Consider the following 13,807-nt stretch of genomic DNA (forward strand, 5'->3'; position numbering starts at 1 on the left):
AAACGAACGACGCGTCCGATCATCGATTCCAGAGCGGTTCGCGCTTCATCAGCTTCTCGAGCTTCGGCGACGGCACGGGCGGCGCATCGAGAAGGCTCAGAAACTGCTCGTGCTGCTCGGCGTCCAGAAAGAAGGTCCGCTGATCGAGGATGGCGGCCTCGGCTTCCCGTCGCGCGCTCGCAAGCATGAACTCGGACAGCTTCTGCCCGCGCAGGGAAGCAGCACGGCTGAGCATCGCCTTGAGCTCAGCCGCGGCCCTGATCTGGATGACATCGTCCTTACGCGCCGAGGCGCTTCGGTCGGTACGGGCGTGCTGTGCCATGTCGCTAAACTCCTCGCAAACATCTGGCGATTTGCCACGACATTGTCAATACAAACCGGCCGGCCGCGGCGTCGGCTTACTGTCCTCTGCCTCGCAACGCTTTTCGCGTTTCCGCCATCGGTCAGTGCGCAAGGGGCTCCGACCGCCATTCCATCCAGGCAAGGCTATTGGTGGTATGAAGCGCCAAAGCCAAAAGCCGAAGACAAGGCCGAGCCGGACGCGTTGGTGAAGCCCGTTATACCGCCCATGGCGGAACTGGCGACCTGGACCCCGCCGAAGATCCGCAAGCTCATCGAGGAGCAGCGAGACTATGCAGCGACGGTGCTGACGGTCGATGCTGTCGCGGATTTCTGGAGGCTTCAGGATTTCGCGCGGCGCAAGGCACGGGCCTTCGCCGGCGTCACCCAGATCGCAATGCTGCAATATCCCGAACTCAACTCGAAGTCCGCGAACCCGATGGTCGGCGACGCCCGCTCGGAGCTGACCGCCGAGAAGGATGGCATCCGGCGTGCCTATCTGCGCGCCCATGCCGGCGAGTTCGCTCTTGTGATGTTCTCGCGTTCGACCTGCGGCTATTGTCGTGTGCAGTGGCCCATCATCCAGCGCTTTCAGGAAGAGATGGGCTGGCAGGTCACGCTCATGGATATCGACAGGCGACCGGAGCTCGCGGAGCGGTTCGGCGTCCAGATCACACCGACGACGATGGTCATTCGTCGAGGAAGTCAGCAGCGCATGATCATAGCCTCGGGCGTCGAGGCTTATCCCAACCTTGCGCAGATGGCCTATCAAGCGGTCCGCCTGTTGCGTGGCGACATCCGGCCCGAGCAGTTCATGACTGGTCCGGGTGAGGACGCAGGGTTCTTCGACGCGCTGGGCAACGGCCCGGTTTCGGCGACTGATCCGAGAGCACTCGGTGGCGATCTCGTCGAAATCTCCCACGAGCCGAGGCAGTGATGCGCGGGCTCATCCTCCTCGGCATTCCGGGGCTCGTCATCGGCATGGGTTCGGCATCCGCGCAGACCGTCAGCCGGGAAGACGCGATGCGAGCCGCGATCCACCCGGTCAGCGATGCGAAGACCATGCAGGCGTGGCTCTCGCGCGTACCCGTCACGCGTGACTTTCCCGACGACTTCACCACGACGCTTCGCGGACATGGGGCCGCCTTCGTCATCGAGATGACGACAAGCCCCGGCTGCGTCCCCTGCGGAGACCTGTGGACCAAGCTGACAGCGCTCGGCGCGCGCTATGGCTGGCAGATCCACACGATCGGCAGCCAGGAGGCGATGATCCGTTCGGGACGCCTCGGACTGCCATGGGTCGGGCATCCGGTTGCCTGGGTGCGCCCTGTCGCCGACGATGCGCGCATTGTGCCGGTGGCGATCGGCACGGACCATGCGCCCAATCTGGCCCGAAACCTTTATCTGGCCGCGAAGATGTTGACGGGTGTGCGTCCCAATGTCGGCGTCCGGGCCATGTCCAAGTTCACCGGCATCGTGGGGCTGCCGGCGACCCGCCCGGGAAGGCGCTGAGCGATGGCGGGCTTGGTCCTTCCTCCTTCATCCCACATCGTTCGGAGTCCGCCATGTTCGCTTGCCGTCGCGCCGCCGTCCAGGCGCTGATTATCCTCGCCCTGGCAACAGTTATCTCTGCCGCGCCCGCCCATGCGCAGAGTTGGGCGGAGAGCTGGTTCGACAATGTCACCTACACCTCGCCGGGCAGCTTCGAGGATCAGACCCGCGGTTATGTGACCGCTGGTGGCATGTCCGGCCGGGTGGACGTCCACAATGACTATCTCATGTCGGTGAGCCTGCCGAAAGTGCGGGCCGGCTGCGGTGGCATCGACATGTTCCTGGGCGGCATGTCGTTCCTCGACCCCGACTATCTGGTTCAGAAGCTGGAGAGCATCCTCCAGGCGGCGCCGGCGGTCGCGTTCCAGTATCTGCTCGAGACGTTGGACGAAAAGATGGGGAACATCATCTCGAAGATGGAGGCGGCGACCAACTTCCTCAATTCGATCCAGGTCAACGACTGCCGCCTCGCCAACCGCATGGTCCAGATTGCCAAGGGCGACGATAACATGAGCGGCATCATCGAAGAGATGACAGGCTATCGTTCGGTCAAGCAAGGCTTCGCCAAGAGCTACCAGCAGAGCCGCGAGAGGATCGAGGCCAACAACAACAATCCGACCGAAGACCTGAAGGACGCGCTCGCCAACTGCCCGGCGGAGGTAACTGACATTTTCCGCACCGGCTCGCTGCTTTCCCATGCCGCATCGCGGGTCGGCGCGGGCGACTGGGCGAGCGTGATGCGTGCCAGGGTCGGAGACGTCTATATGCGGTGGGACGATGGTGACCGTGTGCCGCTGTTCACCGCCATTCCGCAGTGCCCGGCACAGGATACCGAAAGCGCGCAGGACTTCCTGACTGGTCAGGTCCAGCGCCGCTCTCTGAATATTCCGCCGACGGGTGCCGACTGTTCGCAGGACGGCAGTGGGCGCGGTGCGCTTGTGCTCGCCCGCGAGCGGATGCAGTCGATCGCCGTCAAGATCCGGACGCGCGCCGCCCTGTCGGCGGACGAGCGGCAGTTCGTGGCCAATGTCCGGACGCTTCCCGTCTATCGCATGCTCGAATGGGGAGTACGCCAGGGCGTCGTCGATTCCGTGATCGCCGACACCGATGAGCTGGTGGCGCTTACCCTCGCCTACCAGATGCTCAACGACCTGACCCGGACCATCGACTTCACCGTCTCGAATGCCGAGCGGGGTGCGACGGTCGCGGGCTCGGGCGATGCGAACACCAAGAATGTCTGCCAGACGCGGATTTTGTCCAAGGGCATCGAGCAACTGCGCGATCTCAGGGACGAGGTGCTGCGCCAGCGCGCGCAGATGCGCCAGAGCTACATGGCGGCGCTCAATCAGGCCAATCTCTCCGCCAACTATGCAGGACTCCTGCGCGACCGCGACCGCGATGCCCGCGACGCCGCCGGCGCCGCCGCCCGCAACCAATAGGATCGAACCCCATGCGTCGGCTTGCAAGGCTTCTTGCCGCCCTTCCAGCCCTGTTCCTCGCCTCGCCCGCACTGGCGGTCGATACGAGCTTCCACACCTATGACGGCTTCGCCGAGACGGTCGACGCCTTTCGCATGGTGTCGATGATCTTCGGCGACCCGCGCTACGAGACGCTGGTGATGATCGTCGCGACGGTCGGGATCGGGCTCGGCGCGATCCTCGCGAGCGTGCGCGGCACTGGCATGGGCCTGGTCGCCTTCGGTTTCCAGATCCTGATCGGTGTCGGGTTGTTCGTCGGGCTCATCGCCACGACCGGCACGGTCCATGTCTACGATCGGGTGCGCAACGCCTATCAGCCGGTCGGCGGCGTTCCCAACCTCCTCGTTCTCGTCGCCGGCGCCACCAACATGATCGAGCGGGCCATGGTCGAGACGATCGACGACAACACGCTCGATCCAGATGCCAAGATCGAGTTCGGCGCCGGCGGACACAGCTTCGACCTGTTCCTGAACGCCGTCTCGCCACGCGGCCCGATGACCGACGTTTTTCTGGATGCGTCGATCAAGGATTATGTTCGTCAGTGCTATCCCGTGGCGCGGGTCTCGGCGGCTTATGGCATCGACGATGACCAGCTTTTCAGGACCTCGACCGACCTGCCGGCGTCGTTTGCTGCGATGGCGGGTCCGGCCACCTTCTCGACGGTCTATACCGAAGCCGACAAGGGCGGCACGACGGTGAGCTGCACCGATGCCTGGACGCATATCTCGGATCGTCTGTCCGATCCGGTTCTGTTCGACGGCTACACAAAGCAGATCTGCGCCCGGACCGGCTATGATACGGAGAATGCACAGCAGATGACGCGATGCCGGGAGCAGCTCGGCGAAATGGGCCAGATGATGCTGGGCCGTCCGTTGAGCGCGCAGGCTTTCCTGACCCACATCCTGCTCGGCAACACGGTGGGGGATGTGCTGTTCGAGGATTCGCCAGCGAGTGCGGCAAGGGTTATGGCCAATCGGGCCGTCATCTCAAACGGCCTCGCCACCATGTCGGTCGCGAACGAATGGATGCCGACGATCCGCGCGACCGTGTTCGGGATCATGCTGTTCATGATCCCGATCGCGCTCCTGTTCATCCTGACCCCGATCAATCTGCGGGTCGCCAGCTTTGCGCTCGGCATGTTCGTGTTCGTCGCGCTTTGGGGCGTGATCGACGCGGGCATTTATCAGCTCACGCTCGGACGCGCGACGGCGACGCTGGCGGAGCTTCGCTCGAACGCGCTTGCGGCCAATGCCTGGCTGTTGGCCCCCTCAGCCGCAATGAAGGCACTGGCGATCTTCGGCAGCTTCCGTACCGCGGCCGCCGGTCTGGCCGGCGCCTTCGTCTTTACGGTCTTCCGCTTCAGCGGCAATGTGTTCACGTCCTTCACTTCGGGTTCGCTCGGAATAGCGAGCCAGGGGACGGCGGCGGCGGCTCCGATGGGCACCGCCGAGGGGCAGGCCTCCGCGCTCGAAGCCCAGGCTTCGGCCATGGGCACCCGTACCCGCGCCGCAGCGACTTCCAGCTTCGGGGACTTCGGGGAACGCTCAACCTTCAACGCGAACCGGACCTATGGCGAGGCGGGTCATATCCTTGGCGAGCGTCCCGGGACGCCCGGCGGTACTGCCTTCGCGCTTGGTGGTATCGAGGGCTCGCGGCAGTTGGGGAGCCTCGCGCCTGCGCTCGGTGGCCGCGATCTTGGCGATCCGGCAGTCGCGCGGGCCGTTCAGGCCAATGCGGCCACAACGGCCCTCCATCAGTTTGCCGAGAAGGATGCGTTGAGGAGCCTTGGGACGAGCTACTTCGGCCAGGAAGAGGCTGGTGAGAGAGCGTTTGCGGCGTTCAGCCAGAACCTTGTCCAATGGCGCGCCTTTGGCGACCAGCGGGCTTACGGCATGATGATGCAGGGAGCCGCGCGCCACTTCGAGCGCGCTGGATATTCACCTGCTGATGCCCAGCTCAAGGCATCGGGCGTGATCGGAGAGGCTCAGGCCGATCCGACCTTCGCCAAACTGATCGCCAACACGTTCGACCAGGAACAGATGCTGAGGAACGATCTGACCTCGGCGCAAGTGCAGGTCGGCGCAATGGAAGGACGCCGCGACTATGCTGGTGACAATGTTGCCGGCGTGGAACGCGGGAACGTGGCGACCGAGCAGGGTTGGCGAACCGGCAGCAACCAGGGGCAGCGTGAAGCTGCGTCGATGCTCGGGCTTTCCGTCGATGAAACCTCCCGTCGCATTGGTTTCATCAATGCTCTGTCCGGCGAAGCGCGCAGCACTGCCATCACGCAACTTGGCCATGCTACCGGGCGAAACGAAGCCCAGGTGGAAGCCGCGCTCGAGCGGTATAGTGCCGCTACAAGGCTCGGGACCGCAGATGGCGCCAGCGCAGAAGCAGCGCACGAAGGGACAACGGTCTATGGCCGCACGCGCGAGGCGGCTGGGTACGACTTTGCCGAGCATTCGGGAAGACTCGATGCTCAGCGGGAGGTTGGGCCCGATGGCACGCGCTCGGCGGCGCGGATCGGTGAGCAACGGCGTCAGTCGGAGAATTTCGGCTATGCTGAAGGCGCCGCCGCTGCCGGCGTTTCGACACGCGAGGCGGCACAGCTCGACAGCTTCATCCAGGCACTCAGCCGGACGGCGGGCAACCAGGTCGATATGGCCGAAGGGGGCGCAGCGGGCATAGCGGATCGCGCGAGAAACGAGCGCCTGACGTCGATTGTCGATCGGGAGCGCCTGACCCGCATGCAGGGACTTCTCGCGGACAACGGCATCAAGCTGTCGAAGCGGCAGATCGCGATGGACCAGAATGGCGACCTCAGCCTCAACCTCACGCCCGAGACCGCGGCGGCCATGTGGAAGGCGGGCCTTATCAACGAGAGCCAGCTCGGCGCCGTCGCCAACGGTGGACACGCGCGCTTCAGCTTCGCGCATAATGATCTGCTCGTCTCCAGCGGAACGGACTTCAGCCGGTCGGCGCGCAGCGACACGAGCACGCGGTTCGAAGCCGGCAAGCAGGCGGGACCAGACACGATCGAGCATTTTATGGGCGGCGGCGCCGAAGGTCAGGCCCAGCTCGCCAACTGGCTGCGCGGCGGGTTCGAGATGGACCGCAAGGGCGAATGGCGCCTGAAGCCGCAGGTCGCCGACACGCTCCAGCGTGATGTGCAGGCGATCATGGCCCAAACCGGATGGCAGAGAACACTCACACGCGCGGCCCAGGATCAGACGACGATGGGAACAAGCGTAAATCTAGAACTCGGTAGTTCGGTCGGGGTGACCGAAAATGAGGATATTGGTGGACGCGCGCCCGGGACCGGCAGAAGAACGCAGGGCCGGCGAGCTCAAGGGTCACAGAAAGCGCAATCAACGTCGGGACGCGTGGGTGCAGGTGTTGGATTTAATAGTAGAGACACTGGCTCCACGAGTGAAACTGCCGGATCAACTCTCGATATCGTCAACTATGACGTGCGTGAATCGATCGCCGCCGCTGAGCGTGCAGCAGCGCGCTCCAACGATCCCACAACAACTTTTTCCCGCGAGCTTTCAAACCGCATTCTCGGCGGTGAAGGCTTGCGCAATCGCTACCTCCAAGACGCAGACGATGGTCGCGCGACTTTCGACATCACCGGGCCACTGACGTCAGTGGAACAAAACTCCGTCCTCTCAAGAGGAAGCTTTTCTACTGACATCAAAGGCAGCCTTGGCGACGGCGATAGCAGCTTCAAAAAGCGCTAGCGGTGCTTTCCGGTATGGGGGTCGATGTAGCCTGGGTTGAGTGGGTTCAAAGGGTTGCCGATCCAGAGTACCCCTGACCGAGGGTCGAACATGTCTGTCGTGGCCGCAAGGTCTTCCATCGCCCGATCATGCTCTTCCCAGACACGTGTTGTCACAGCCAAAGCTTCTTCATCTGACAGCCGCGTTCCATCGCCGGGTCCTGCGAATCCGTCCAGACGCTCCCGGACATAGCCAACACCCAGAACCATGAGCGCCGTCATCGGGAAAAACAGGATATTCAGATAGCCCGCGAGTGCTCCGCGATAAAAAATCTCCAGGGCATTAAGCCGTGAAGATGCCGCCATCCCCAACCACCAGACAGGGATCGCGGTCCACCAGAGCTTGGCATACCAAGGCGACCAGAGCCACGCCGACAGCTTCGGCGCCGCTGGTCCGGTCACATTGCCCTGATCATCGATGGGCGGTTCCACCGTAAATCCTTTCGGTTTCCTCTTACCATCAAAGCCGCCTGGATTGAACGCCGAAAGGTCGGCGTGGTCAGCTTCGACGGACCGGTAGATAGCGTCAGATTGTCTGAGATTATTCTGGAACATGCCGCCCCAATATGGCAGAATGGAGGAAGACTGGATGGATAGGTAGAACCTATGGGTGCGACGCTCAACATCAAGGACCCCGAAGCTCATCGCTTGGCGCAGGCAATCGCACAGGAAACTGGCGAACCGATGACGCGCGTCGTGGTCGAGGCACTTCGCGACCGGTTGTCCAGGATCGAGCGCCAGCGCGAACGCGCCAGTGTCGCCGAGCTTCTGAGCATCGCCGGCCGCGCTGCCCGCCTGGTCGTCAAGCCCTATGCCGAGCACGGTGACGAACTCTATGATGAGAACGGGCTGCCAAAGTGATCGCCGATACCTCCGCGCTGGTGGCCATTCTTTATGGCGAGGAAGAGGCTTCCGTCTTTGCCGATCTCATCCAGCGCGCCGACATGTGCCGGATGAGTGTCGCGACCTACCTCGAGCTGACCCTCGTCATTGAGAAGCAGTTGGGTCCTGAGGGTACACGGCACGCCGAGAATTTTGTGAGACGCGCCGGCATCCAGATTGAGCCGGTCACGGTTGAGCAGGGCCTGATTGCCCGGCAGGCATTTTTCGATTTTGGCAAGGGACGCCACCCGGCCGCCCTCAATTATGGCGATTGCTTCCCCTACGCGCTGGCGAAGGCTCTCGATGAGCCGCTCCTCTTCAAAGGCAATGACTTCAGCCAGACCGATGTTGAGAGCGCCCTGCCCGACGCCCGACCCCAGTGACGATGAGACCATGAAAACAGAGCTCGACCATCTTCCGGCAAACAAGCGGCGCGAACTCGATCGCGTCGTGCGCATCCTGTTCGAGGAATTCGAGGACGCGCATGGGGAGCCGACTGGCCCGCGCAAGCTCGGGCGCATCCTGAAGATCATCCTCTACGGTTCTTACGCCACCGGCGGCTGGGTGGACGAGCCCCATACCAAAAGAGGGTATCAGTCGGACTTCGATCTGCTCATCATCGTCAATCAGAAAGAACTGACAGATTGGGTCGACTATTGGGAGAAGGCCGCCGAACGACTGGACCGGGAGTGGTCGATTACGCACAAGCTTCACACGCCCGTCAACTTCATCGTCCACACTTTGCAGGAGGTGAACGACGGGCTCGCCCACGGCCGCTCTTTCTTCATGGACCTCGCGCGTGATGGAATTGCGCTTTATCAGGTCGATAATTGCGAACTGCATTCACCTAAGCCCAAAACGCCGCAAGAGGCTTATGATGCCGCGAAGCAGTATTATGATAAGTGGTTCAACCTCGCCATAACTTCAAAAATGGGCTTTCAATTTTTCTACGACAACAAGCGTTTCGAAGATGCAGCATACAATCTTCAACAGGCGTGCGAGCGACTCTACTACTGCGTATTGCTGGTATACACGTTCTACACGCCATATAGCCACAACCTAAAGTTCCTGCGTTCGTTGGCCGAGAGGCTGTCGCCGCGACTGGTTGAAGCTTGGCCAAGGGAGACCCGCAAGCTCGAAGCGCGCTTTCTCAAGCTGAAGGATGCTTATGTGAAAGCCAAACATTCAGAACATTTCCGGATGACGGACGAGGAGTTCGCGTATCTCTCCGAACGGATCGAGATCCTCGGCAAGATCGTCAGCGAGCTCTGCGAGGAGAAGCTGGCCGAGCTACAGGCACGAATATAGACCATCACCGCCAGACATACAGTCAACGACACAGGAGAAATGGAATGAACAACACTGATCTTGCCGAAAAGCTTGCTGCCGAAACGGGCTCCTCGAAAGTCGAGGCCCGCAAGGCCGTTGATACCGTATTTGCGGCCATCGCTGAAGCTGCAGCGCAGGGCGAGGAAATTTCCCTGAACGGTTTCGGCAAATTCAAGGTCAAGGACACGCCGGCTCGCGACGGACGCAATCCGTCCACGGGCGAGGCGATCAAGATCGCTGCGTCGAAGAAGCTCTCGTTCACGCCGGCTAAAGCGGTCAAGGATCGATTGAACGGCTGACAGTTTCGGCCCGGCGACGCTGACTGGCGCGCCGGGCTTGCCCCGGCTTTCGCGCTGACCAAATTCAATCGGGGCGCAGCACAATGCGATTTTCCGAGCCTTTATGTGAAAGCGAAGCACTCCGAGCATTTCAAAATGACGGAGAAGGAATTCGTATACCTCTCCGAGCGGGTCGAAGTCCTCGGTACGATCGTCAACGAACTCTGCCAGAAGAGGTTGTCGGAGCTGCAGACGCAGCTTTAAGGCCCCGATGGTATTCTTGGCACCGTGGGTCAGACAGGATGCTGGCCTATCAGTCCCGAAGCTGGTCGCAAAGCCGCTCGACAGCAGCGGCGGCATTTTTGAAGCTCGGGATATCGGCAGCGCCAGCAAAGGCCATGCCGCCGACGAAGCGCTCATATTCCGCTGCGTACAGCGCGTCTCCGGCGAGCTTGGTGCGCATTGCGGTAAGCCGCTCGCGAGGGTCTAAGTGTTGTTGCCCCCTAAAGACCTGACGGGGCCTCGCGGGTTGAGCGGTCGATAAACTCGCGAGGTGATCTGTAGCCGAGCGAGCGATGTGGATGCACGCGGTTATAGTGATCGATCCAGATCGGCAGCTGATCAATGACGGTGCGCGCGTCGGGTTTGGCGCTGACGCGGACGTAATCGCGTTTGAGGGTGCGGACAAAGGCTTCGGCCATGCCGTTGCTTTGCGGGCTCTCGACGGGCGTGGTGCGCGGGATCAGTCCGATGTCGCGCGCGAAGCGACGGGTTTCGTGGGCGGTGTAGCAGCTGCCATTGTCGGTCAGCCATTCGATGGCGCGCGGCAGGCGGTTCACCTGGCCGAAACGATGCTCGACAGTGGCGACCATCAGGTCGCGGACATCCTCGGCGGTGATGCCGCCGGTGGTGGCGACGTAGCCCATGGCCTCGCGATCGCAGCAGTCGAGCGCGAAGGCGACGCGCACCTTCTCGCCATTGTCGCAGCCGATCTCCAGGCCATCGGAGCACCAGCGCGTGTTGCGCGTGGCGACGGCGATGCGGCCATCGTGGCGCCTTTCCTCACCGCGTCCGCTATGCCGCTGGAGCAACAGGCCGTGCAGCTTCATGACACGGTAGACGCGCTTGGGATTGGGCGCTGCGCGCCCGGTCTGCTCCGCCTGCCGGCGCAGCAGCGCATGGACGCGGCGATAGCCATAGGTCGGCAGATTGGCGATCAGCGCGCGGATGTCGGCGACCAGCTCGGCATCCGGCAACGGCGGCCGTCCACGCCGTCGCGGCGGCGGCCGACGCCGCAGTGCCGATAGGTGCGGGCGCGAGATGCCGATCGCCTCGGCGACGGCACTCACTGGCCATTCTCCGGCAATGAGGTCGAGCGCAACAGCAGTTTTTTTGGGCCTGCGGCCCGGGAGACTGCCTCGCGCAGCAGCTCGTTCTCCATCGTCTTCTTGCCGAGCAAGCGCTGTAACTCGCGCACCTGTGCCTCCAGGGCGCGATAGTCCGATGCTGGCACGACCTCACCGCCGGCGGTTGCAGCCGTGAGCGCCCCCTGCGCCATCAGTCGGCGCCAGGTGAACAGCTGGTTGCCAGCGATGCCGTGGCGGCGCGCGACGAGCGATACGCTCATCCCCGGCAGATAGGTCTCCTCGACGATCCGGATCTTCTCCTCCGGTGTCCAGCGCCTCCGGCGCTGGACACCGGAGATGACCTCGACACGGTCATAACGCCTGGGAATATCGTCAGTCATATGCCTCACACTTCCATAAGTGCGAGGCCCTGTCAGGCGATTTAGGGGGCTACTTCACTAAGTCAGCAACGGCGCCTCTCCCGCGATAGCTATCGTCATCGAGGATCGATCGCAGCAGTGTGGGAAAAGTGGCATTGTCCGAGACCGCGCCTTCAAGGGCTGCAAGATCATGGAGATGCCTCACGATCGTTGGGTCATCCTTGTCGCTGGATCGATCGCGGACCAGCATTCTCCAAGCGAAGGCACTGAGCTTGTCGGCCGCCGTCTCGACCGGATCGATGCAGGCAATCGAGGCTACTTCAGGAGCGACTTGAGCATATTGCGCGACGAACGACGCCAAAGGCCGATGTTGCACCGGCAGCCGCGGCGGTTTAGCAGACAGCTCTGCAAGGATGTGCGGGCGCAATGCACCATGAGGCTCGAGAGCGCTCGGGTAATCCATTTCGATCTTGAGAAACCCGTTGGCGCCGCGGGATTCGACAGAGCTCACCGCGAAACCCGCCGAGGTTCAGGCGGCGGCGAGCGCATCGCGCAATTCGCCGAGCATCTTGCGGCGTTGATTGGCCGAGCGTCCGATAAACGCTTCGGACAACGCGAATTTGAAATCGATATCTTCGGAAAAGCGCTTGATCAGACCGTAGCCCTTGAGCAGCGATGTGCCGCCCGAAAAGACCGGCACGATGTCCGCGCTGCCCAATTCAACCAATTAGCGGATTGCTTGGACGACATACCAATCCTTCTCGACGAACGCTTCGTCGACGGCGAGCGCGCCGGCGACGCGTCCGAGCTTCGCCTCATCCGGCGCGTTGGAGAATGACATAGTTGCCGTCGTATCCGATGCGGCGCCGCACCCTGTCTTCGACCACGATCGTTCGGCCGGTCGGCACCTGCGTAGACCGACCGCGATTATAGGCTTCCTCGAAATTGGATATCGCGACCTTCTTACCGAGCCGCCCGAGGGCCTCTGTCGCCAAGCGCTTGATACCGATGACAGGAGTTGCCTTGCCGGTGAACGGTGACATTTCAGCCTTGGCATAGAGACCATAGCCGATCTGGACGAGCTTCCCGTCCTTCGCTTTCTGCCGAAGCGCACGCCCCACCGCATCGTAGCTGCCGAGCGAAGCAAAATCGCTGCGGAGGAACACGTTTCGCTTAGAGCGCCGTACCTTGCGCTCGATCGCATCGGCAATCGTATTGGTGACGGTCGTGCCCTTCCCGCCGGCCTTGCGATATCGTCCGCGACCAACGCGAACCAGATTCTTCTCACTGACCAGTTGCTTCAAGGCGCGGCCCACGGAATCATAGTCGGCACCCAGCACCAGATCGGCACGCGAAAGGGTTTCGCCAGCGGCGAAACGCTACATGATCCGATCTACAAGGTTCGCCATGCTACACCAAAATACGACGTTTACGGCATTTATATATGACCGCTGAGCAAGAGACTCAAGGCCGGTACATAGATAGCGCATATCAGGTCGGAGCGGCATCTAACCGACCGTGTCACGGACAGGACGGTTGCGCACAATATCGTGGGATGGAGGACTTTATGCCTGAGGAGAAAGCGCCTGACGAAGCAATGCGCAGAGTCGCTTTGGCCCTCGTCGAGCACTGCGTCCGCAATACCCGGCTGGAGGAAATTCATGCCGGCACCGTACCGGACAGTCTCATCGGCGATTATAGCGACGTGAAGGTGGTCACGCCCTATGGCGAGATCCCCTGGACAAAAGTGTCTCGCATTTCTGATGCGGAAATGAAGGCGTTGATGATCGACGTTGTGAACAAGGTCTACACCTTCCTCACGCACCTTGAGGACGTAGTCGTTCTGCGCGATTCCGCGCGCTGGGATTGGCCCGAACACGACCCGGCCCTGCTCGCCTTCGCCAACCGCCGTTTCGCGGAGCGAGAGCGCACGGGAAGAAAAGAGGATTGACCAGGAGCCAGGATGTTACCCATTGGAAATTAGCAGGTAATCATCTGGCGTCGCCATTTAGCCGGCGTCAACCCCGTTGCTTTTGCGAAAGCCTTTGTAAAGTGTGCCTGGTCGGAGAAGCCGCACTCGAGGGCAATCTGCGCGAGTGGAAGCGATGTGCCCATGAGCAGATCCCTCGCTTGCGAGACGCGCTGCTGAACGAACCAGGCGTAGGGCGCAATTCCGACCGTGTTGGTGAAGGCTCTCACGAAATAGCTCAATGACAGTCGACACAGGCTGGCGATGTCTGCGATCGAAATGGCGGCGGCGATATTTTGCCTCATGGCATGCATCGCCCGGCTAACCTGCCAGGGTGCAAGGACAGGTCGGTGCGATGCTCCCCGTCCCCGGCCGCACGTCCCAGACAATGTCGGCGGCTTGTCGATCTTCGGCGGTCGCGCGCCGAGTTCGACGCCCGCGTTCAAGCGCTAACAGTCGCCATGGCGACCCCCTTGG

15 protein-coding genes and 1 pseudogene are annotated in these 13,807 nt (G+C 62.0%); 9 read left to right on the plus strand and 7 right to left on the minus strand.

Translation table 11 applies throughout. From position 1 onward, the window contains the following. Positions 1-19 precede the first annotated feature (19 nt). Positions 20-322 (minus strand): type II toxin-antitoxin system TacA family antitoxin, encoded by a 303-nt coding sequence (locus AC07X9_RS18820; RefSeq protein WP_086486175.1) that lies wholly within the window; start codon positions 320-322, stop codon positions 20-22. Between the two features lie 48 nt (positions 323-370). Here AC07X9_RS18820 and AC07X9_RS18825 point away from each other — a divergent pair, with 48 nt between their 5' ends. Genes AC07X9_RS18825 through AC07X9_RS18840 form a run of 4 tightly spaced genes read left to right on the plus strand, consistent with a single transcriptional unit; the run spans position 371 to position 7,108 of the window. Then, entirely contained in the window at positions 371-1,276 is a 906-nt protein-coding gene (locus tag AC07X9_RS18825) for a conjugal transfer protein TraF (RefSeq protein WP_136957264.1), read from the plus strand. Further along, entirely contained in the window at positions 1,276-1,851 is a 576-nt protein-coding gene (locus AC07X9_RS18830; protein WP_086486174.1) for a hypothetical protein, read from the plus strand. Before AC07X9_RS18825 ends, AC07X9_RS18830 begins: the two co-directional genes overlap by 1 nt. Before the next feature lie 53 nt (positions 1,852-1,904). Continuing rightward, positions 1,905-3,329, plus strand: coding sequence for a conjugal transfer protein TraH (locus AC07X9_RS18835; protein WP_086486173.1), 1,425 nt, complete (start codon positions 1,905-1,907; stop codon positions 3,327-3,329). Positions 3,330-3,340: 11 nt separating this feature from the next. Further along, entirely contained in the window at positions 3,341-7,108 is a 3,768-nt protein-coding gene (locus tag AC07X9_RS18840) for a conjugal transfer protein TraG N-terminal domain-containing protein (RefSeq protein WP_086486172.1), read from the plus strand. Here AC07X9_RS18840 and AC07X9_RS18845 read toward each other — a convergent pair. Then, entirely contained in the window at positions 7,105-7,701 is a 597-nt protein-coding gene (locus AC07X9_RS18845; protein ID WP_254908133.1) for a hypothetical protein, read from the minus strand. The two genes, AC07X9_RS18840 and AC07X9_RS18845, sit on opposite strands and share 4 nt — an antisense overlap. 51 nt (positions 7,702-7,752) lie before the next feature. Between AC07X9_RS18845 and AC07X9_RS18850 the strand changes: the two genes are divergently transcribed. From AC07X9_RS18850 to AC07X9_RS18865, 4 genes are read left to right on the plus strand one after another with little or no spacing between them, the layout of a single operon-like run. Next, positions 7,753-8,007: a type II toxin-antitoxin system VapB family antitoxin gene (locus AC07X9_RS18850; RefSeq protein ID WP_086486171.1), complete on the plus strand. Its 255-nt coding sequence runs from the start codon at positions 7,753-7,755 to the stop codon at positions 8,005-8,007. Further along, positions 8,004-8,411 carry a type II toxin-antitoxin system VapC family toxin gene (locus tag AC07X9_RS18855; protein ID WP_086486170.1) on the plus strand — a complete coding sequence of 136 codons (408 nt, stop codon included), beginning with the start codon at positions 8,004-8,006 and terminating at the stop codon, positions 8,409-8,411. The genes AC07X9_RS18850 and AC07X9_RS18855 overlap by 4 nt, the downstream gene beginning before the upstream one ends. 10 nt (positions 8,412-8,421) lie before the next feature. Beyond that, positions 8,422-9,336, plus strand: a complete 915-nt coding sequence (locus AC07X9_RS18860; protein ID WP_086486423.1) for a nucleotidyltransferase — start codon at positions 8,422-8,424, stop codon at positions 9,334-9,336. A gap of 44 nt (positions 9,337-9,380) precedes the next feature. Beyond that, positions 9,381-9,656 (plus strand): HU family DNA-binding protein, encoded by a 276-nt coding sequence (locus AC07X9_RS18865; RefSeq protein ID WP_086486169.1) that lies wholly within the window; start codon positions 9,381-9,383, stop codon positions 9,654-9,656. 292 nt (positions 9,657-9,948) lie between these two features. On the opposite strand, the gene AC07X9_RS18870 is transcribed toward AC07X9_RS18865, so the two are convergent. From AC07X9_RS18870 to AC07X9_RS18885, 4 genes and pseudogenes are all read right to left on the minus strand, one after another. Continuing rightward, a complete protein-coding gene (locus AC07X9_RS18870; protein ID WP_176342150.1) occupies positions 9,949-10,098 on the minus strand; it encodes a hypothetical protein in 150 nt (49 codons plus the stop codon). Positions 10,099-10,138: 40 nt separating this feature from the next. After that, a protein-coding gene (locus AC07X9_RS18875; protein ID WP_140159630.1) for an IS3 family transposase occupies positions 10,139-11,382 on the minus strand; the annotation gives its coding sequence in 2 pieces (ribosomal slippage) (positions 10,139-11,035 and positions 11,038-11,382; 1,242 coding nt in all). Positions 11,383-11,431: 49 nt separating this feature from the next. Further along, positions 11,432-12,061: pseudogene (locus AC07X9_RS18880) on the minus strand (nucleotidyl transferase AbiEii/AbiGii toxin family protein). Positions 12,062-12,176: 115 nt separating this feature from the next. Next, the gene (locus AC07X9_RS18885; RefSeq protein ID WP_495197994.1) at positions 12,177-12,665 is read right to left on the minus strand and encodes a DUF6088 family protein; all 489 of its coding nucleotides are present in this window, start codon (positions 12,663-12,665) and stop codon (positions 12,177-12,179) included. Positions 12,666-12,928: 263 nt separating this feature from the next. On the opposite strand from AC07X9_RS18885, the gene AC07X9_RS18890 reads away from it, so the two are divergent. Then, positions 12,929-13,312, plus strand: a complete 384-nt coding sequence (locus AC07X9_RS18890) for a hypothetical protein (RefSeq protein WP_086486422.1) — start codon at positions 12,929-12,931, stop codon at positions 13,310-13,312. Positions 13,313-13,341: 29 nt separating this feature from the next. On the opposite strand, the gene AC07X9_RS18895 is transcribed toward AC07X9_RS18890, so the two are convergent. Further along, entirely contained in the window at positions 13,342-13,635 is a 294-nt protein-coding gene (locus AC07X9_RS18895; RefSeq protein WP_086486421.1) for a helix-turn-helix domain-containing protein, read from the minus strand. Positions 13,636-13,807: the final 172 nt, after the last annotated feature.

This window comes from Sphingobium sp. GW456-12-10-14-TSB1 (assembly GCF_059424385.1).